This window comes from Vibrio syngnathi (assembly GCF_002119525.1).
GTDB classification, from domain to species: Bacteria; Pseudomonadota; Gammaproteobacteria; order Enterobacterales; family Vibrionaceae; genus Vibrio; species Vibrio syngnathi.
Window position 1 is genome coordinate 1,977,275 of sequence record NZ_CP017916.1, and the last position, 21,056, is coordinate 1,998,330.

Below are 21,056 nucleotides of genomic sequence, written 5' to 3' on the forward strand. Positions count from 1 at the left end.
AAATACCAAACGACCGCTGAACTCGTATTCCTACAAGTTCAGAGGTGCTAAGTGCTTTGATAGCGGCTTTCTAAGTCACTAGCCGTTAACTAAACTGAATTCAACTCAGCCTATAGCGAGTTTAAGAACGCCAATAGCGCTTCACGTTCGCTGCTACTAAGAGCTAAAACGTTTTGTTTCGCCATTTCTGCTTCACCACCGTGCCAAAGTACCGCTTCCATAACGTTTCTTGCTCGGCCATCATGAAGTAAGAACGTATGACCATTCACTTCTTTGGTATAGCCTAATCCCCATAATGGCGTCGTACGCCACTCTTGGCCGTTGGCAAGATATTCAGGGCGATTGTCGGCTAGGCCTTCACCCATATCGTGCAACAACATATCGGTGTATGGGCTGATTAGCTGTTTAGACAACGCAGGTAAACCTTCTCGCTCTGCTGTGCGAATTTCAGCTTGGTGACAACTCTGACAACCAACGTCTTTGAACAATTTTTTACCTTGAACAACCACTGGGTTATCAACATTACGACGAATAGGTACCGCGAGATGCTGCGAATAAAACTCAACGAAATCTAAGATGTTATCGCTGACTTCTGGCTCACCACCATTTGGAAAATCATCACAAGTTGATTGCGCTGATGTGCAGTTTTCATTCGGGAATAAACGACTCGTTAAGCCCAAGTCACCGTTAAACGCAGCCGCATTTTGCTGCATTAGGTTAGGCTGACCAGCTTTCCATCCAAAACGACCTAAAGCCATTTCATTAGTTTTAACATCAAGAACGTAGTTCGCTTTACCTGAAACACCTTGCTTGTCAGCCAGCTGCTGTTCAGCAAACCCGAGGATTGTTTCTTGTAGGATGCTTTCAAGCAAACCGAGACCAATCATTGGTGGCGCAACACGAGCTGAAAACTCAGTTTTAGGGTGCATATCGCCGAACGCAAGTTCCGTGATTTTTAATGTGGGTTTACGCAGAGTAACGACCGTGCCGTCTTTGAAGGTAACCGGAACATCGGTGTAACTGATGTTCACTTTACCTTCTGGTTTAACACCTTGAAGCGCAAAATCTTGTAACTGGCCGCCGTAAGTTGGTTCAGGAATACCGCCATCACGAATGAAGGCTTGTCTCTGCTCTGGCGTTTCAGCAGGAATACTTAAGCGAACCAACAATGAAACTGCGTTCTGGTCACCTTTTTCAGGCGCATGACCACGACCATCTTTGATATGGCAGTTTTGACAACCGTTAGTATTAAATAGTGGGCCTAACCCATCACGTGCATCGGTTGATGACGGTGCGGGTACCCAAGGGTTTCTAAAGAAGCTGTTACCTACACTGAAATCCAAACGTTTGCTCATTGGAAGATTGGCTGCTGGAAGAGAAAAAGCATTCGCTCCTTCTTTCTTCACCGTTGTTTTTCCGCCCGAGTAGGTTTCATGTGCATGTAATGGGGATAAGAAAAACAGTGCGGTTAATAGTGAGGCTGAGAGATACGACTTCATACATTGCCTTGCTGTGTTTTTGATTTTAGTTTTTATTAGGGTGTCACTTTCTTAAGTGACAAACAATTAAGGGCTCAATGAGAGCCCTTTATTGATTTTCGCTTCGGGTTCTTAGAACTCGTGATCAGCCGTGTCTGGGTTTAGGCTATCAATGCCAATAACACCAGCCGCACGCTCGATTGCAGCGGTTTGAGACACTAGCGCAACAATTGTTTTGTTTACGAGTGCGTTACCTGCAGCGTTGTCAGCAGCAATTAGCTGATCGAAGTATTGGTTGTTTTTCTCTGCTGAAACAACAAGTTGACCAACTTGTGCACGTGCTAGGTCAAACTGCTTTTGAATCTCTTTCGCCGCTTGCTCGTCTTTTTGCTCAACAAGGTCAAACAGGCTAGGACCAGAAAGTAGAGAACCATCTTCACGCTTGTACAAGCCAGTGTATACGTTGTAGATACCTTGCTCGTTGTAGTAGTGAGAGTTGTGCGTGTTATCAGAGAAACAATCATGCTCGTCTTCAGTAGAGTTTGCTTCTAGTGCAACTTTCATACGCTCACCCGCCAGTTCACCTAGAGATAGCGAGCCCATGCCGAACAGCATTTTACGCAAGCCATTTTCGCTAGATTCAGAAAGTAGTTCTTGACGGTAGTTGCCTTTCTCGCCTTCAGCCCACTGCTTTTCCATCCACTCTAGGTCTTGGATAAGCAATTCAGCCGATGCTTTAAGGTATGCGCCACGACGGTCGCAGTTACCGTTAGTACACTCAGCACCAACAACGAAATCAGTGTAAGCACGCTCACCTGCACCGCTGTTTGTTCCGTTTAAGTCTTGACCCCAAAGTAGGAATTCAATCGCGTGGTAACCAGACGCCACGTTTGCTTCAGAGCCGCCGATCTCGTTTAGGTCTGCAATTAACTCTGGAGTAATGTTAGTTGCATCTACTGTTGTCTGACCAATTTGGAAAGTCTTATTAGCAACGATGTTTGCACTAGCGCCTTCGTTTCCAAGCTCGTATTGGTAATCAGTAGAAACGTAATCAATAAGGCCTTCATCTAGTGGCCATGCGTTCAATTGGCCTTCCCAATCATCGACAACAACGTTACCAAAGCGGAACACTTCCGACTGTTGGTAAGGTACGCGAGAGTCTAGCCAAGCTTGTTTTACTTGTTCGAAGTTACCAGCAGAAGGAGAAGCTAAGAAGGTATCAATAGAAGAGTTCAACGCTTTTGCTGTAATTACTGAATCGGCAAACACGGCATGAGCAATGTCGGCGTAATGTTCTACAACTTGATCTTGAGTTACTGCTGCAAAAGAAGAAGCAGAGGCAAAAATGAGTGACGAAGTTACGGCTTTTGTCACTAAAGATTTAATGGTCATGAAGCATCCTTGTTGAGCTTTGAATTATTATTCGTAGTAATAGTGCAAACCATTATCATTTACACTATGGATTTGAATAATACAAACTTACAATTTTATTGCAAGACAAATACAAAAAAACCTCACATTTGTGAGGTCTTTATATACTTTTTATGCTTTAACAATATTTTGTGCTTTAACAATAAAAGGAGCTTATCAGATATCCAGATTATGCTTACCGTGTGAGACTTTCGCCTTCAGGTAGCTTTCATTACCCGACTTGATATGAGCAGATGTGTTCACCACTTCTTCAATCTCAATACCGAAAGATTTCAGCTCATTGATCTTCTTAGGATTGTTAGTTACCAAGCGAATTTTTGTGGTTCCTAAAGCGCGAAGCATTTCTGCCGCTTCGGTAAAGTCGCGCAAATCATCACCAAAACCTAGGTAGTTATTGGCTTCGTAAGTGTTCATGCCTTCGCTTTGCAGTCGGTACGCATCGATTTTGTTGTACAAACCAATACCACGACCTTCTTGCCGTAAGTAAAGAATCACTCCACCCGTCTCCCCCATAATTCTGATGGTTTCGTCTAGCTGCTCACCACAATCACAGCGAGAAGAATGGAAAACATCACCGGTCAGGCACTCAGAGTGCATGCGAACAAGAGGTATGTCCTGTGTCTTATCTGCTGATTTAAATATTACAGCAACATGCTCTTTGTCTGTTTTCAATCCATGAAAAGACAGAAGTTCAGCATCAATACTGCTTGTTACCCCTACTTTGAAATCTATTCTGGCACGCACTTCCGCCATAGCTATACTCACTTGAAAATTCGATGTATTTAACAACGCTACATTATATGTCTAGGCAATATTTTGTAGCTAACTATCTAATGATAGACACTATGAGGCTGTTAACAATTTTTTTCAAGGTCGACCACACACAAATTGTTATATTATAACAATTAATTTCCCAGGTAATAAAAAACCCCACGTTGGGATGACCAACATGGGGTTAAAAATCAATCAGTAAAGGTTTTAGTGATGCTTTGTTGCTGAACAGTTAGCCTAATTGTGCTTGCTTCCAGATAATAAGCTGAACCCAAGCATTTTCTAATTCACTTAACTCTTCTTGTGTCAGTGTAGAGATGCTCGACTTTGCACTGTATTTTTCTGCCCATTTATCAGAACGGACATGAGTATAGAACTCTTTTTTTAAATTTGAGATTACGTTATCCACAAACACATCCTTATATAACAGTGCTTAGCCTTTATAATCCGTTAATATTACAAAATACAGCTCAATTGGTAAACAGTAATACACAATTTTTATGAGTCCTTCCTAACACTCGCTACTGACAAATATACAAACAAAAGAAATAATAGGCTCGGTAATAACCAAAGTAATAAGTTTGAAACACTCATTGCTGGCTTATAAAGCACAAATTCACCAAACCTTTCTGTCATGTACTGAGTGATTTCATTGTTACTCTTCCCTGCTTTCACCATATTGAATACAACAAGGCGTAAATCTTTTGCTATGGGAGAGTTCGACTCAATCAGATTTTGATTCTGACATTGTGGGCAGCGCAGCGATTTTGCCAAACTAATAGCACGCTGTTGTTGATTAGGGCTTTCAAACTCAAATAACTCTACCTGAATGCTTGTATCTTTATCACTCGCCGTAAACAAGTCCTCGGCTATTACAGGGAAGTTGACGACAATAGCGGCGCTAAGTATGAGCACTATGTTGAGCAGGAACTTCATCATCCATTTGTACCTTTAAAATAGTGAGCGAGTTCTTTGCGCCAAACCGATTCATTAATCACACCTAGCAACTTCTTCACTATTTGGCCTTCAGCATCGACTAAATACGTCTCAGGAGTCCCTATGACACCGAGTTCTAAAGCCAGCTTCCCTTGAGGATCACTGATCACAGTTGCGTACGGATTGCCGTCGTTGGTTAATACATTGAGCGCAGCACCGGGATTATCTCGATAATTGAGACCAACAATTGGAATACCTTCCTTTTGTAGTTCGAGCAAAAAAGCGTGCTCGGTTTTACATATTCCGCACCATGAAGCCCATACATTGACCAGTTGGTAAGGATGCTGCGTGACATCAGCGAGCGTAATTTCCTGCTGACCACTGACGCTTTCACTGTTCACTAACGCAGTAGATATGAATTCTGGAAATGCCCTTTTTTGCTCTGAAACGCTGGTCGTTTGTTGCTTACTGTCGAGCGCATATGAAAATGCAACGACCAAAGCAACAGCCACTGAAAATAGAGCAATGAGTTTATTACGAACGCTGGTATGCATACTGTGCAGCCTTAACGGTTTTCTTTTTACGATTGGTCAGTGAAAGCACAGCACCTAGAATTGAGAACAGCCCACCGAACCATATCCAACGAGCATACGCTTTGTACTGAACTCGAAATGCATAAGCGGTAGCGTCAACTTTCTCACCCATGGTGATATACACATCGCCATGCCAGAACCATTTCATTGCGGGCTCGCTCATGTTCATCACTCGAACTTGGTAATGTCTTCTTTCAGGTGTAATGGAAAAACTTTGCTCACCAGTTTCTAGCTTAAGTATCGCCTTCTCTGCGGTAAAGTTTGAGGCGACATAAAGCTCTGTATCTTCATGAGCAAGCGTCCAATCCATGAATTCTACTTGTGCTCCTGGGCTTAGTTTATAGCTGCGCTCAAACGAGTGGTAGCTGTTCATTGCAGCACCTACCGCTAATACCGCGACACCAACATGGGCAAAGGTCATCACCCAGACTTTTCGTTGGAACTTAGAGCTGCGCGTCACCACTAAGCCATAAACATGGGTCAGTAACACCCAGAACGCGAGCCCCCAAGTAATAACAACCATCACTTGTGCTTGCGCCGGTTCTACTTGCCAAAAATAACAAGCGTAACCCAATACCAACGACACCAGAGCTAAGGATGAAATAATACCTTTAGTCGCTTGAGGTTTAATACTCAGCAAAGGGGCTAAGCCGACGACGGCTAACGCAAGCAAAGCCAAAGGCGCAATCAACAGATTAAAGTATGGCGCACCGACCGATATGTTACCCAGCCCAAGCAGCTCAAAGACCATTGGATAAAATGTACCAAACACCACAACAGCGGTCGCTAACACAAAAATGAGCACCGCAACTAGGCTTAAAAAGCTCTTACTGGCGAAGCTAGTAATCGGATTAGATTCAAAAGATTCCCCTCTGATGATAAGAAGAGAGAAAGAGCTCACTAGCACCAGCATCAATATAAGTAGTAGCGCGATACCTTTGGTCGGGTCGACAGCAAAAGCATGCACCGACGTTAATACGCCAGAACGAACAATAAAGGTGCCTAAGATACTCAAACAAAATGTAATGAAAGCAAGGCTGAGAGACCACTTCAAAAGCTGTTGTTTGCCTTTGGCAACACCTAAACAATGAAGCAAGGCTGTCGAAGTGAGCCACGGCAACAAGCTGGCATTTTCAACAGGATCCCAGAACCACCAGCCGCCCCAGCCTAATTCGTAATACGCCCACCAAGAGCCAAGAATGATCCCTGCGGTTAAAAAGATCCAAGCGACTAGACACCAACTGCGACAATGGGCAACCCAATCAAACTCAATAGGATCAACCAGCAAAGCGGCAACGGCAAATGCCAGCACCACAGAAAAACCGACATAGCCAAGGTAAAGTAATGGAGGGTGAAAGATCAGGCCGATATCTTGCAACATTGGGTTAAGGTCACGCCCTTCTAGCGGCAAGATCGAATTCATTTCAAATGGGTTTGATGCGAATAAGGTGAACCAAGCAAATATCGCGAGCAGTAGATTCATTACCCACAACACGCGGCTTTGGTATTCATTCGAATAGTGTTTTTGTAAGGCAATAACGCCAGACCAGACGCTGATCGTCAGTACCCAAAACAACAAAGAACCTTCATGGCCAGCCCATACAGCTGCTAGCTTAAAAAATGAGGGTAATTGAGTATTTGAATGTTCAGCGACATAGAGGATAGAGAAGTCATCACTGACAAAAGCATAGCCAAGCAATGCGACAGAAGTGAGAGAAAACAATGCACTTGAAAGAGAGAAACTGCGGATTAAACTTATATTTTGCGTCCGTTTGTTTAGCATTTGATAAAACGAATGCACACCAATAATGCTACTGAGTACAGCAACCAACACTAAACTAAACAGCCCCAAAGAACCGACCATATCACCTCAATAAGGCTCCGCTAGAGCAGAGCCGATCTGAACACGCATCTCATGTTTACTAAAAGCATGTTCATTAATAAGCAGATGTCTAGTATCCAACATCTGCTCACTAATAAACTTGCGCGAAATTAAGCTATCGTTAACTGCCCTGCATAAAGGACAAAAGTTCGCAGCATTAATACGCCCATTAGGCTTAGCGAAGTCACGGAGAAAATATACACCGAGCTATGGCGGATTGAGGTTGGTGTGACGGCATTCAACAACAACGGTAAAACCATACCAACACCGATGACGCCATACCAGAACCAACTCGCCCAGAAACCACTGCCAATTGCATTCCATACTGCTTGTTCACTTTGACCACCAGCGAAGATCAGCCCAGTAAAGAAAGTGATAAGAACAAACAACTCAAACATCACTACCGGGCGTTCAAATCCGTGGATCCATGAAATACTCGGGCTATGAGGTGATTCTTTAAAGACCAACACACCGAATAAAATACACGCCGCCGCACCCGAAGATAAACTCGAGAACAAGAATAAAATCGGCAGTACTGGGTTATTCAATAGTGGGAAGGTATTTAAAGCTGACAGCAAGAATCCGGTATAAGCGGCAAGCATCAAAGCAAGAACAGCTAGGAATATTTCCAGAGCATTCTCAAACACTTCTAATTTGCCAATCCAGTTCCCGACAAAGTCGAGTCGTCCTTTTAACCATGTTTGGTCATTCAAGAACACGACAATTTGATCTCTAAATATAATGCCGATCCAAAGGAACAAGATCACCATATACACTTGGAATAAGATCACACCCATCGACATCACAGACGTTGGATTATAGAAGATCATGATCTTCCAAAATGACAACGGTTTTGTCAGGTGGAAAACCAAGATCAGCAAGCCTGAGATGATCCCAAATGGCGCAAGAAAAGCTGTCGCCTTTAACACACCATTATGAGCAGGATCGCCTTCAATAACCTTGCGCTTAAGATAAATGGAGATCATTACGGCACCCGCCGACATCCCCGCGAGGAATAAATAGATTGCTATAATCCAGTCCCATACCACGGTACCAGACTGAAAAGCTGCGTCCCATGCACTCATAATCAAATCTCCCCTTTTTGGTGTGGCACTTTATAGAGTTTTGGTTGAGTGCCTAGATAGGCTTTATCTCTGTAAACCACCTCGGATTGAAGTACTTGGTTTATCTCACTCTTAGGGTCATTCAAATCGCCGAATGTCAGCGCTTTGGTTGGGCAAGATTCGACACAAGCAGGCAACTTCCCTTGTGCTAGATTGGTATCATGACAGAAGTTACATTTATCGGCTGACTTGTTCTCTGGATGGAAAAAGCGCACTTGATATGGACACGCTAACAAACAGTAACCACAACCGACACACTTCTCTTTGTGGACATCAACAATGCCCGTTTTTTCATCTTTGTAGGCCGCTCCTGTTGGGCAAACCATGACACACGGCGCATTATCACAATGTTGGCAAGAGTTACGAGTAAAACGGTAATCAACATTTGGATATTCGCCTTGGGGTTCGCTCTTAATAATTTCTAAGCGCGATACACCTTCAGGTACTTTGTTTACTTCACGACATGCTTCGGTACAGGCGGTACAACCAATACACGCGGTTTCGTCATGAATCATTCCATAACGTTTAGTGCCATCTTCTTGAACATTAGCTAGCGTTTTACGACTTGTCACCGCAGCAGTTCCCGCGACACCTGTGGTAAAAATAACGGCACCAGCGCCTGCTAAAAAGTTTCTTCTTGAGCAGCTCATAGATTACTCCCCTTCTTTCTTCTGGTTGAAGTCTGAATGGCAATCCACGCACAGCTTAATGGTTTGCTTTTTATCTAAGCCCAACACCTTTGCTTCAGTCGCATGAACATCATGGCAGTTTGAACACGTTAAGTTTTGCGCGTGAACATCGTGGGTCCAGCTAGCTTCACGCAGATCATCAGGTTTGTGACAATCGATACATTGGCTATTAGCATCCAAAATTAAATTAGGATCGAGGAAAACCTTTTCGGTTCCTGGTTGTGATTGAGCCGAACGATACTTCACCACTTCAGGTGCACCTTCACGGTGATCGGGGCTAATTGAACTATGACAATCGGTACAATTTACTTCACGGCCAAGTAAAGCGTGTGCACTTTCACCATGTGAACCCAATACCGTTTCTTTTGAATCTTTATGGCATTGAACACACTTGTAGTCTTTGTCGCGGATTAATTCGACTTCATGTCTTGTTGATTCTCCTACTGGCGTAACAGCAGGCTCAGCAACAGCATGAATGGAATAACCATAGAGGCAGAATGCTAGAAGGGATTTAAGCATTATGACTATGGCCAATTTAATATTGCCCATTTTATCCTTTCCTTATACCGGCATTATTTAACTCTCAACTAAATAATATTCCGGTTAAACAAAAGTACCCTTAAACGATATTATTACCGCTTAAATGATATCAATTCTTATTTTGGATAAGCCACAACGCTTTCTATAGTTAGAATATACCTCTAATTAGGTAATACGAAATTTGGATGGGTTAATCTGTGAACGCAATCACCCTATTTATATCATGGTCAATTTGGGTAATTGATTGTTATATATGATAATAATTCTCACTTGAATTTTAATGCTACTAACTACCAATACCCCTTTAGGGGTATATAAACTTCAACGTGATTGAAGTCACTACCGTTAATTGATCTAAGACAAGCTATATCCAACACGTAACAAAATGTGTTTGTTTATGAATTAATATAAACAGGAATTCTCCAGTTCTTAATTTGAATAGCAAACTCACAACGCTTGGTATAAGAATCAGTATATTGGAGATATCACTGTGAAAAAGCATTGGATACGTAATTCGGTCACAGCACTATTAATGGTTAGCGCATCACTAGCAAGCGCGACCAGTTTTGCTGCGTCTGAACAAAAAGAAATTGGCGACCCTCGTAACGACCAGTTCGAGCAAAACCACCCAGATCAATATCATTCATGGAGACAGACTTCAGAAAGCGAAGTTATTGAAGACGCACTAAAAGAAGATCCAAACATGGCCATCATGTGGGCTGGCTACGGCTTCGCAAAAGATTACAACAAAGCACGCGGCCACTTTTATGCCATTGACGATGTAAGACAAACACTTCGTACTGGCGGCCCAACGGACGAAAGCTCTGGCCCAATGCCAATGGCGTGTTGGAGTTGTAAGAGCCCAGATGTCGCTCGTGTTATTGAAGAACGTGGCGAAGATGGTTATTTCGAAGGTAAATGGGCGCGTCTTGGCAACGAGATCATTAACCCTATTGGCTGTTCAGACTGTCACGATACCCAAAGCGAAGGCTTTAAGAATGGTGAGCCAGCACTGAAGGTGACTCGTCCTTACGTTGAACGAGCATTTGAAACGATTGGTAAAAAGTTTGATGAACAAAGCCGCTTAGACCAACAAGCTTCTGTTTGTGCTCAGTGCCACGTGGAATACTACTTCACAGGGCCAACCAAAGGTGTGAAATTCCCTTGGGACCAAGGTACAACCGTTGGCGACATGGAACGTTACTATGATGCAATCAACTTTAAAGATTGGACGCATAAAGTATCGAAAGCACCCATGCTGAAAGCGCAGCACCCAGGTTTCGAAACATGGCGCGAAGGCATCCACGGCAAGAACAAAGTCGTTTGTGCTGACTGTCATATGCCGAAAGTGACCAAAGAAGATGGCACCGTTTATACCGACCATAAAGTGGGTAATCCATTCGACCGCTTCGAAGATACGTGTGCAAACTGTCACACTCAATCGAAAGAAACCATGCGTAACATCGTTTCAAGCCGTAAAGCGCAAGTACTGAACATGAAGCTGACAGCCGAGAAACAAATCGTTGCTGCTCACTTTGAAGCAGGCGCGGCATGGGAAGCGGGTGCGACAGAGCAAGAGATGGAACCTATCCTACTGGATATCCGTCACGCTCAATGGCGCTGGGACTACGCTATTGCGTCTCACGGCATTCATATGCATGCACCTGAAATCGCTCTAGAAGTGCTAGGCACTGCCGTAGACCGCGCTGCGGATGCTCGAACTAAGATTGTTCGTCTACTGGCGAAGAAAGGCATCACCGATCCAATCGAGATTCCAGATATCTCGACCAAAGAAGCGGCTCAAAAAGCGCTTGGAATGGACATGGATAAGATGAATGCTGAGAAACAACACTTCTTAGACACGGTTGTTCCTAAATGGGAAGAGCAAGCTGAAAAGCGTGAAGCCAACTACGAATACTAGTTTCTTCAATTAGACCATTAAGCAAAAACCAGTCACACTATATGTTGTGTGGCTGGTTTTTCTGTTTTAAATATTCAGTTTTAGGTTTGAAGCATTCAAATCAATACCGAGTTTCCAATGACCGTTTGCTAATTCAAGGAGTCAACAATGAAGACCTTACTTTCGCTTTCAGCATTATGCATAGCACTACTCAGTTCAGGCGTTGACGCATCAGAGCGCGCAGAGACAGGCTGGGAGTTAATAGAGAAAGGTGCATTAGTCATTGATGTCAGAACACCGGCAGAGTTCGCACAAGGGCATTTAAACAACGCCATCAACTACCCTCTTTCTGAAGTGGCAACTCACTTTGCTAACATCGAGAAAGACCAACCCATCGTTTTGTATTGCCGCAGTGGCAATCGCTCAGGGCAAGCTTATCAGTTCTTGCGTGCTCAAGGGTTTACTCAAATCCATAACGCAGGTGGGTTAACTGAGATGCTAGACAGCCAATAGATACGGAAACTAATGATTTTAGAAATTAATCACTTTAGAGACGAATTACTTCAAAGGTAAATAGTTTCAACATTTATTCAGGAAGAACAGCTTATTGACCAAGCCTAGCGGATCATCTCTTTGGCTTGGTTGATCGAATGAATAATTGAAACACGATCAATGCCCTTTTGATTGGAATCGAGGATTTGACTCCACGCATCAATCGCTTGTTGATAGCGCATACTAATGAAGTGATCGGTCGCAATCAGCATCAATGCCGTACGATCATTGGGATCAAGTTGCATGGAGTGATCCAATAGCGCATTCACGTCATCGCTCATAGCTTGAGAGCTAAGATAATAAAGTGCCGTTGCTTTGGCTGCATAGAGGCCAGAAGGCGCTTGAGGGTCTAAACGAATCGCATAATCGTAGCAAGTGAATGCCGCATCAAACTCCCCTTTTTGCATGTACACACCACCAAGCTTAAACCACAAGTCGGATTGATTCGGGTCTTGCTTAAGGCTTTGTTGCAGCTCGTCTTCGAAATCTGTTGCCGTGTAACTATTGTTATCGTCTAAAGGCAGTTGAGGTAATTCTTGCTTTAGTTGAGACCAAACCGTAACACTGAGAAGCACTGTAATAAGTGATACGAGAATATTACCTTTGAGGTTACTGCTATTTTTACTCGCGGCAATAACAACCACAACTAGAAATAAGCTCATCAATATCAACGCTACAAGTAACCACATGTCCATCTCACTTCCCTTTTGTTTAGCTCTATCTGCTACTTTATCGTTTTTGTGTTATCTCGTTATTGATCAAAGTTTAGCGTTCAAGATTTAGTACTCAAAGTTTCCCAAAACCAAGATCTAAGCACTAAGCACTAAGCACTAAGCACTAAGCACTAAGCACTAAGCACTAAGCACTAAGCACTAAGCAAAATGTTCGGAATAATAGAAAGCGATAGGCAATAAAAAACCGAGCACTTAGGCTCGGTTTTTTCATTGGTAAGCTTAATTACTTAACGTAATCGAGATTACTCAGTGTCTTGCTCGCTATCACTTTCAGAGTCAGAAGCATCAGATGCTTGCTCTGCACTTGATTCAGAAACAACTGTTCCTTCTGCGTTAACTGTTTCTGCGTTTACTGCGTCAGCATTTGCTTCTTCAGTTTCTTCGCCTTCAACAATCTCAGCTTCTTCTACTTCGTCGATACGTTGTAGACCTACAACATTCTCGTCTTCAGCAGTACGAATCAGTGTTACACCTTGAGTGTTACGACCAACTTGGCTGACTTCCGCTACGCGAGTACGTACAAGTGTACCTGCGTCGGTGATCATCATCATTTCATCGCCTTCTTCAACCTGAACAGCACCAACTACTGGGCCATTACGATCAGAGACTTTGATAGATACTACACCTTGCGTTGCACGGCCTTTCGTTGGGTACTCAGCCAACTCAGTACGCTTACCGTAACCGTTTTGAGTCACAGTTAGGATATCGCCTTCGTTAGAAGGAACAATCAGTGAAACCACTTGATCGTCTTCTGGAAGCTTCATACCACGAACACCAGAGGCAGTACGACCCATTGGACGTACTTTGTCCTCGTTAAAGCGAACAACTTTGCCCGATTTCGAGAACAGCATGATGTCGCTATTACCGTCAGTAATATCAACGCCAATCAGTGAATCATCGTCACGTAGGTTAACTGCGATTAGGCCGTTAGCACGTACGTTTGCGAATTGATCCAGTGATGTCTTCTTAACTGTACCGTCGCCTGTTGCCATGAAAATGAATTTCTCGTTTGAGAATTCAGAAACAGGCAGGATAGCCGTAATACGCTCACCTTCTTCTAGAGGAAGAATGTTAACGATAGGCTTACCACGAGCGGTGCGGCTTGCTTGAGGCAGTTGGTAAACTTTCAGGCGGTACGTTTTACCACGAGTAGAGAAACATAAGATGTTGTCATGAGTATTAGCAACAAGCAGACGCTCAATGTAATCCTCATCTTTCATCTTAGTTGCACTCTTACCTTTACCACCACGACGCTGAGCTTCGTAGTCGCTTAGGATTTGGTACTTAACGTAGCCTGCGTTAGAAAGCGTTACTACAACGTCTTCTTGAGCAATTAGCTCTTCCATGTCGATGTCATGAACCGCTGCTGTGATTTCTGTACGACGTTCGTCGCCATAGATATCACGTACCGCTTCAAGTTCTTCACGGATCACTTCCATCAAACGCTCAGTGCTTGCAAGAATATGCATTAGCTCAGCGATCTCTTCTAGAAGTGCTTTGTATTCGTCTAGAATCTTCTCGTGCTCAAGGCCTGTTAGGCGGTGAAGACGAAGTTCTAGAATAGCTTGCGCTTGAGTTTCCGTTAGGAAGTATTGACCATCACGAATACCGTATTGGTCTTCAAGCCAATCTGGACGAGCTGCATCAGTACCAGCACGTTCAAGCATTGATGCAACGTTACCAAGATCCCAACCACGAGACACTAGACCAACTTTAGCTTCTGCTGGTGTTGGTGCGTTCTTGATCAGTTCAATGATTTCATCAATGTTTGCAAGCGCTAAAGATAGAGCTTCCAAGATATGTGCACGGTCGCGCGCTTTCTTCAATTCGAAGATAGTACGACGTGTCACAACTTCACGACGGTGATCAACAAAACACTTCAACATATCTTTAATGTTGAAAAGTTGTGGTTGGCCGTTGTTCAGAGCAACCATGTTGATGCCGAAAGTTGTTTGCAGTTGAGTTTGTGAGTAAAGATTGTTTAGTACAACTTCACCTACAGCATCACGCTTACATTCAATAACAATACGCATACCATCTTTATCAGATTCGTCACGCAGTGCACTGATGCCTTCAACTTTCTTGTCTTTTACAAGTTCTGCAATCTTCTCGATCAGACGAGCTTTGTTCACTTGATACGGGATTTCAGTAACGATAATAGTTTCTTTACCGTTCTTTTCCGTTTCAATTTCAGCTCTCGAGCGCATGTAGACTTTGCCTCGGCCAGTCTTATATGCATCGACAATGCCCTTACGGCCACTGATTAATGCTGCTGTCGGGAAGTCTGGACCCGGGATGTAGTCCATTAGCTCATCAATAGTGATGTCTTCATTATTGATAAATGCTAAACAGCCATCAACAACTTCGCCAAGGTTATGCGGCGGGATGTTGGTAGCCATACCTACTGCGATACCAGAAGCACCGTTAACCAATAGGTTTGGTATTTTTGTTGGTAAAACTGCTGGTATTTGCTCGGTTCCATCATAGTTAGGAACGAAGTCAACCGTATCTTTATCAAGATCCGTTAATAGCTCACCAGCTATTTTTGACATACGAACTTCGGTATAACGCATTGCCGCAGCTGAATCGCCGTCAACCGAACCAAAGTTACCTTGGCCATCGACTAACATATAGCGTAGTGAAAACGGCTGAGCCATACGAACAATTGACTCGTATACCGCACTATCACCGTGTGGGTGATATTTACCGATTACATCGCCTACTACACGAGCAGACTTTTTATATGCTTTGTTCCAATCATTACCTAGTACATTCATCGCGAACAAAACGCGGCGGTGTACAGGTTTTAGGCCATCACGCACATCTGGAAGGGCACGACCAACGATGACGGACATCGCGTAGTCTAGGTATGAACCTCTAAGCTCATCTTCAATATTTACGGGCGTGATCTCTTTCGCTAGATCGCTCATAGAGCCATTTTCCCTCTATAGTCAGATCGTATTTTTGAATACGTATAAGACCGAAAAATATAACACAAATTTACCTACGGAGGCATCACTTTCCCTCTCCTTTTACCATCTTGTGACCCTTGTAGCCAATCTATTGATAAGAAATTGCACCTCAGCGTCATATCTTGCTGAAACATGGTCACTTTACACCCAATAAACTAGCAAAATTGTAGATCTTCTGGTCAGCAGGAAAAGGCAAGTTATAATGCCTGCAATTTCATGGATGCATTATTTAACTTGGAAATGCCGATTATGACTAAATCACAGAACGTAGACCCAGCAGAAATCAAAAAATTCGAAGACATGGCGTCACGCTGGTGGGATCTAGAAGGCGAGTTTAAGCCACTACATCAAATCAATCCGTTGCGCTTAAATTACGTGCTAGAGAAAACCGAAGGCCTTTTTGGTAAGAAAGTTCTCGATGTTGGCTGCGGCGGCGGTATTCTGGCTGAAAGCATGGCTGTAGAGGGTGCAGTAGTCACCGGACTAGATATGGGTAAAGAACCGCTAGAAGTCGCTCGTCTGCACGCATTAGAAACCGGCACCAAGCTCGATTACATCCAAAGCACCATTGAAGACCATGCAGAGCAAAACCCACACACTTACGATGTGGTGACGTGTATGGAAATGCTAGAGCACGTTCCTGACCCACAATCAGTTATCTCGGCTTGTTCAAAATTAGTGAAACCGGGCGGCCATGTGTTCTTCTCAACATTGAACCGTAACTTTAAGTCTTACCTGTTCGCGATTGTTGGTGCAGAGAAATTACTTAAGATTGTGCCAGAAGGTACTCACGACCACGAAAAGTTCATTCGCCCCGCTGAGCTTATCAAAATGGTTGATAACACTCCGCTTCAAGAACTAGGGATTACAGGACTGCACTATAACCCGTTAACGAACACCTACCGTTTAGGCCAAAAAGTCGATGTGAACTACATCGTTCACACTCAAAACTTGGGCTAAAAAATATCGGTAGCCCTACCGTAAAATATTTTGTAAAAAGACGAATGAAAAGAGTTGCAATTACCATAAGTTTGCGACTTTTTTCAGTCTAAATTTCGTGCGCTAGCTTCCATTTTGACCACCTAGATTTAAATTTAATCGTCCAAAATCCATTGCCTATTTTACCCAAAGATCAAGGGATTTTTTTTTATGGGCGTGCAAAAATAAAGCATCCTTAAAAGGCGACTTTTGTACAATCAAGTCTCGTCTAACGTCATCAGTTAGTGGTCACTTACAGTTTTTTTTCAATCCACCACTTATCCACAAGCAACCCCATTTCTTTACCTTGAAAAATATCAGTTGTAGCACTATCTTGTAACCCAACAAACAAATGACCCCTATATGTTGTGTTTGAACTACAATATATGGGTAGACCAAGATCACAAAGCCGAAACGTAATTTACAAAAATTACACAGAAATACACAAAAACACGGCCTTGTTCAGTTTTGTTAGGGAAATTAAGCAGAATGAACCAACAACTTACTGTTACCAAGCGTAACGGGCGCAAAGAAACGATCGATTTAGAGAAAATCCATCGAGTGATCACATGGGCAGCTGAAGGCTTGCACAATGTTTCTGTATCACAAGTAGAATTGAAAGCTCACATTCAGTTTTACGATGGCATCACCACTACTGATATTCATGAAACTATCATCAAGTCAGCGGCGGATTTAATCTCTGAAGAGACTCCTGATTACCAATATCTAGCAGCACGTCTGTCAGTATTCCACCTACGTAAAAAAGCGTACGGTGAATATGAGCCACCTGCTCTTTATGACCACGTTGCAAAACTGGTTGATATGGGTAAATACGATAGCCACCTGATGGAAGACTACACGAAAGCTGAATTCGAAGAGCTTGACGCGTACATCGACCATAAGCGTGACTTAAACTTTTCTTACGCGGCGGTTAAACAGCTTGAAGGTAAATACTTCGTGCAGAACCGTGTAACAAAAGAAATCTACGAGAGTGCTCAGTTCCTTTACATCCTAGTTGCTGCGTGTTTATTCGGTAAATACCCGAAATCAACTCGTCTGGATTACATCAAACGTTTTTACGATGCCTCGTCTACGTTTAAGATTTCTCTACCTACACCAATTATGTCTGGTGTACGTACGCCTACTCGTCAATTCAGTTCTTGTGTACTGATTGAATGCGGCGACAGCCTAGATTCAATCAACGCAACAGCAAGCTCTATTGTTCGTTACGTATCTCAACGTGCCGGTATTGGTATCAACGCAGGTCGTATTCGTGCGCTTGGTTCTGAAATCCGTAATGGTGAAGCGTTCCACACTGGCTGTATCCCTTTCTACAAATACTTCCAAACAGCAGTAAAATGTTGTTCTCAAGGTGGTGTTCGTGGCGGTGCAGCAACGGTGTTCTACCCACTATGGCACGGTGAAGTTCAGTCTCTATTAGTACTGAAAAACAACCGCGGTGTTGAAGAGAACCGTGTTCGTCACATGGATTATGGCGTACAGCTGAACAAGCTTATGTACTCTCGCCTAGTTCAAGGTGGCAACATCAGCCTGTTCTCACCTTCTGACGTACCTGGCCTTTACGATGCGTTCTTCGAAAACCAAGAACGTTTTGAAGAGCTGTACGTTAAGTACGAAAACGATCCATCAGTGAAGCGTGAAACCGTTAAAGCGGTTGAACTATTCTCTTTGCTAATGCAAGAGCGTGCTTCTACTGGTCGTATCTACATTCAGAACGTTGACCACTGTAATACACACAGCCCGTTCGATTCTGAAGTAGCTCCTGTTCGTCAATCGAACCTATGTCTAGAAATCGCGCTACCAACTAAGCCGCTTTCTAACGTAGAAGATGACGAAGGTGAGATTGCACTATGTACGCTTTCGGCGTTTAATCTAGGTGCAATCAACGAGCTAGACGATCTGGCTGAACTTTCTGAACTGGTTGTTCGTGCTCTAGATGCACTACTTGATTACCAAGACTACCCGCTTCCAGCAGCACGTAAGTCGACAATGAACCGTCGTACTCTAGGTGTGGGTGTAATCAACTACGCATACTACCTAGCGAAGAATGGTGTTAAGTACTCTGATGGCAGCGCAAATGGCCTGACTCACCGTACTTTTGAAGCAATTCAATACCACTTGCTAAAAGCGTCTGTTGAACTAGCGAAAGAGCAAGGCCGTTGCCCATCTTTCCACGAGACCAACTACGCGAAAGGCCTACTGCCAATCGATACTTACAAAAAAGATATCGACTTAGTATGTGAAGAGCCGCTGCACTACGATTGGGACACGCTACGTGAAGAGATCATGGAGCACGGTCTGCGTAACTCTACGCTAACAGCGCTTATGCCTTCTGAGACTTCGTCTCAAATCTCGAACGCGACTAACGGTATCGAGCCACCACGTGGTTATGTATCAGTGAAAGCGTCGAAAGACGGCATCCTGAAGCAAGTTGTTCCAGATTTCCTAAATCTTAAAGACAACTACGAGCTACTTTGGAACATTGGTACTAACGACGGTTACCTGCACTTAGTGGGTATCATGCAAAAATTCGTTGACCAAGCTATCTCTGCAAACACTAACTATGATCCAAGTGTTTACGACAGCGGTAAGGTACCAATGAAGCAGCTGCTTAAAGACTTGCTAACGGCGTACAAGTACGGTGTTAAGACGCTTTACTACCATAACACTCGTGATGGTGCTAAAGACGACCAAGGCGATGCAGTTCAAGTGCCGGAAGAAGATTGTGAAGGCGGCGGTTGTAAGATCTAAACCGCAATAAACATTAAGACCCCAGAGAAGTTATCTTCTCTGGGTTTAAAGCATTAACAGGATCCGTTTTATTGCGGGTCTTTAAAGGATTTGAGGCATTTATGGCTTACAGTACTTTTTCTCAACAAAAAAATGACCAACTAAAAGAACCAATGTTCTTGGGTCAGTCGGTAAACGTTGCACGTTACGACCAACAGAAATTCGAAATCTTTGAAAAGTTAATCGAAAAGCAGCTTTCTTTCTTCTGGCGTCCAGAAGAAGTAGATGTGTCTAGCGACCGTATCGATTACAACAAGCTTCCAGAGCATGAAAAGCACATCTTCATCTCTAACCTGAAGTACCAAACGCTTCTAGATTCTATCCAAGGCCGCAGCCCTAACGTTGCCCTACTTCCTTTGGTATCACTACCAGAAGTTGAAACTTGGATTGAGACTTGGTCATTCTCTGAAACGATTCACTCTCGTTCATACACGCACATCATCCGTAACATCGTGAATGATCCAGGCGTAGTATTTGACGACATCGTTGAAAACGAAGAGATCCTGAAACGTGCGAAAGACATCGCTTTTTACTACGATGATTTGATCAAGCTCACGGCTGACTACCACCGCTACGGTGAAGGCAACCACAACATCAACGGCGAAGACGTTAAGATTTCACTTCACGACCTGAAGAAGAAGCTTTACGTATGTCTAATGTCTGTAAACGCACTGGAAGCGATTCGTTTCTACGTAAGTTTTGCATGTTCATTCGCATTCGCTGAGCGTGAGCTAATGGAAGGTAACGCGAAGATCATCAAGCTAATCGCTCGTGATGAAGCACTTCACCTTACTGGTACACAGCACATGATCAACTTGCTGCGTAATGGTCAAGATGACTTCGAATTCATGCAGATCGCTGAAGAGTGTAAGCAAGAGTGTTTCGACCTATTCAAAGAAGCAGCAGAGCAAGAGAAAGAGTGGGCAGAATACCTATTCAAAGATGGCTCTATGATTGGTCTAAACAAAGACATTCTTTGCCAATACGTTGAGTACATTACGAACATCCGTATGCAGGCTGTTGGTCTAGGTACGGCTTACCCAGAAGCAACGTCGAACCCAATTCCATGGATCAACGCTTGGTTATCTTCAGATAACGTACAAGTTGCTCCACAAGAAGCTGAAATCAGTTCTTACCTAGTTGGTCAGATCGACAACGAAGTAAAAGCTGACGACTTTGAAGGATTTGAGCTGTAATGCCAACAATCAAGATCAACAAGCTGACTTCTATTGAATCTAACCCTTCAAATACTCTGTTGGAAACAATGGAACAAGCAGGGTTAGAGCCAGAATACAACTGCCGAGATGGCCATTGTGGCGCTTGCCGCTGCACGTTGGATTCTGGTGAAGTCGAGTACGTTGGTTTTGCTATGGCTTACACGCAAGGCAATGAAATATTACCTTGTATCTGTAAAGCAAAAACAGAACTATCGCTGAGTAACGTTATTCACAGAAATAAGCAAAAAAGCGCTTAAATGCTTAGTAATTAGATAATTAGGTAATTAGGTAATTAGGTAATTAGTACAATCTTGAATAGTTAACAGACAGATAGTTAACAGAAAGCTTAAAAATTTAAGGGCCCGATAATTTTCATTATCAGGCCCTTTTTGTATTTCATTTCAGTTCAATCGGACAACTCGCTTATGACGCTGACTTAGGTTTGTTG

General features: G+C 43.3%; 18 protein-coding genes. 6 read left to right on the top strand and 12 right to left on the bottom strand.

The features are described 5' to 3' along the window. Window positions 1–110: 110 nt before the first annotated feature. From K08M4_RS09030 to nrfB, 10 genes are all read right to left on the bottom strand, one after another. A complete protein-coding gene (locus K08M4_RS09030; RefSeq protein WP_086049640.1) occupies window positions 111–1,499 on the bottom strand; it encodes a di-heme oxidoreductase family protein in 1,389 nt (462 codons plus the stop codon). A 111-nt stretch (window positions 1,500–1,610) separates the two neighbouring features. Beyond that, on the bottom strand, window positions 1,611–2,870 hold the full coding sequence (locus tag K08M4_RS09035; RefSeq protein WP_086049641.1) for an imelysin family protein: 1,260 nt from the start codon (window positions 2,868–2,870) through the stop codon (window positions 1,611–1,613). Window positions 2,871–3,065: 195 nt separating this feature from the next. Then, complete coding sequence (locus K08M4_RS09040; RefSeq protein ID WP_086049642.1) at window positions 3,066–3,662, bottom strand: GTP cyclohydrolase II; 597 nt, start codon at window positions 3,660–3,662, stop codon at window positions 3,066–3,068. Window positions 3,663–3,912: 250 nt separating this feature from the next. After that, complete coding sequence (locus K08M4_RS22100; RefSeq protein WP_198299279.1) at window positions 3,913–4,089, bottom strand: hypothetical protein; 177 nt, start codon at window positions 4,087–4,089, stop codon at window positions 3,913–3,915. 89 nt (window positions 4,090–4,178) lie between these two features. Beyond that, window positions 4,179–4,619 (bottom strand): cytochrome c-type biogenesis protein CcmH, encoded by a 441-nt coding sequence (locus tag K08M4_RS09045; RefSeq protein WP_086049643.1) that lies wholly within the window; start codon window positions 4,617–4,619, stop codon window positions 4,179–4,181. Beyond that, a complete protein-coding gene (locus K08M4_RS09050; RefSeq protein WP_086049644.1) occupies window positions 4,616–5,170 on the bottom strand; it encodes a DsbE family thiol:disulfide interchange protein in 555 nt (184 codons plus the stop codon). Before K08M4_RS09050 ends, K08M4_RS09045 begins: the two co-directional genes overlap by 4 nt. Next, window positions 5,151–7,073, bottom strand: a complete 1,923-nt coding sequence (locus K08M4_RS09055; protein WP_086049645.1) for a heme lyase CcmF/NrfE family subunit — start codon at window positions 7,071–7,073, stop codon at window positions 5,151–5,153. Before K08M4_RS09055 ends, K08M4_RS09050 begins: the two co-directional genes overlap by 20 nt. Before the next feature lie 128 nt (window positions 7,074–7,201). Beyond that, window positions 7,202–8,176, bottom strand: a complete 975-nt coding sequence (gene nrfD / locus K08M4_RS09060; RefSeq protein WP_029223547.1) for a cytochrome c nitrite reductase subunit NrfD — start codon at window positions 8,174–8,176, stop codon at window positions 7,202–7,204. A gap of 2 nt (window positions 8,177–8,178) precedes the next feature. Continuing rightward, the gene (gene nrfC, locus K08M4_RS09065) at window positions 8,179–8,865 is read right to left on the bottom strand and encodes a cytochrome c nitrite reductase Fe-S protein (RefSeq protein ID WP_086049646.1); all 687 of its coding nucleotides are present in this window, start codon (window positions 8,863–8,865) and stop codon (window positions 8,179–8,181) included. Between the two features lie 3 nt (window positions 8,866–8,868). After that, the gene (gene nrfB / locus K08M4_RS09070; protein WP_086049647.1) at window positions 8,869–9,453 is read right to left on the bottom strand and encodes a cytochrome c nitrite reductase pentaheme subunit; all 585 of its coding nucleotides are present in this window, start codon (window positions 9,451–9,453) and stop codon (window positions 8,869–8,871) included. Window positions 9,454–9,934: 481 nt separating this feature from the next. Here nrfB and nrfA point away from each other — a divergent pair, with 481 nt between their 5' ends. Next, window positions 9,935–11,365, top strand: coding sequence for an ammonia-forming nitrite reductase cytochrome c552 subunit (nrfA, locus tag K08M4_RS09075; protein WP_198299280.1), 1,431 nt, complete (start codon window positions 9,935–9,937; stop codon window positions 11,363–11,365). Window positions 11,366–11,512: 147 nt separating this feature from the next. After that, window positions 11,513–11,857: a rhodanese-like domain-containing protein gene (locus K08M4_RS09080; protein ID WP_086049648.1), complete on the top strand. Its 345-nt coding sequence runs from the start codon at window positions 11,513–11,515 to the stop codon at window positions 11,855–11,857. Window positions 11,858–11,961: 104 nt separating this feature from the next. On the opposite strand, the gene K08M4_RS09085 is transcribed toward K08M4_RS09080, so the two are convergent. Continuing rightward, complete coding sequence (locus tag K08M4_RS09085) at window positions 11,962–12,591, bottom strand: TPR domain-containing protein (protein WP_086049649.1); 630 nt, start codon at window positions 12,589–12,591, stop codon at window positions 11,962–11,964. Window positions 12,592–12,872: 281 nt separating this feature from the next. After that, on the bottom strand, window positions 12,873–15,560 hold the full coding sequence (gyrA, locus tag K08M4_RS09090; protein WP_086049650.1) for a DNA topoisomerase (ATP-hydrolyzing) subunit A: 2,688 nt from the start codon (window positions 15,558–15,560) through the stop codon (window positions 12,873–12,875). Window positions 15,561–15,818: 258 nt separating this feature from the next. Between gyrA and ubiG the strand changes: the two genes are divergently transcribed. The 4 genes from ubiG to yfaE all read left to right on the top strand — a co-directional run bounded on the left by ubiG (window position 15,819) and on the right by yfaE (window position 20,865). Then, window positions 15,819–16,562: a bifunctional 2-polyprenyl-6-hydroxyphenol methylase/3-demethylubiquinol 3-O-methyltransferase UbiG gene (ubiG, locus tag K08M4_RS09095; RefSeq protein ID WP_017078713.1), complete on the top strand. Its 744-nt coding sequence runs from the start codon at window positions 15,819–15,821 to the stop codon at window positions 16,560–16,562. 507 nt (window positions 16,563–17,069) lie between these two features. Further along, on the top strand, window positions 17,070–19,352 hold the full coding sequence (gene nrdA / locus K08M4_RS09100; RefSeq protein ID WP_086049651.1) for a class 1a ribonucleoside-diphosphate reductase subunit alpha: 2,283 nt from the start codon (window positions 17,070–17,072) through the stop codon (window positions 19,350–19,352). 101 nt (window positions 19,353–19,453) lie between these two features. Continuing rightward, window positions 19,454–20,587, top strand: coding sequence for a class Ia ribonucleoside-diphosphate reductase subunit beta (gene nrdB, locus K08M4_RS09105; RefSeq protein WP_004733365.1), 1,134 nt, complete (start codon window positions 19,454–19,456; stop codon window positions 20,585–20,587). After that, window positions 20,587–20,865, top strand: coding sequence for a class I ribonucleotide reductase maintenance protein YfaE (yfaE, locus tag K08M4_RS09110; RefSeq protein WP_009848850.1), 279 nt, complete (start codon window positions 20,587–20,589; stop codon window positions 20,863–20,865). The genes nrdB and yfaE overlap by 1 nt, the downstream gene beginning before the upstream one ends. The last annotated feature ends 191 nt before the right edge of the window (window positions 20,866–21,056 follow it).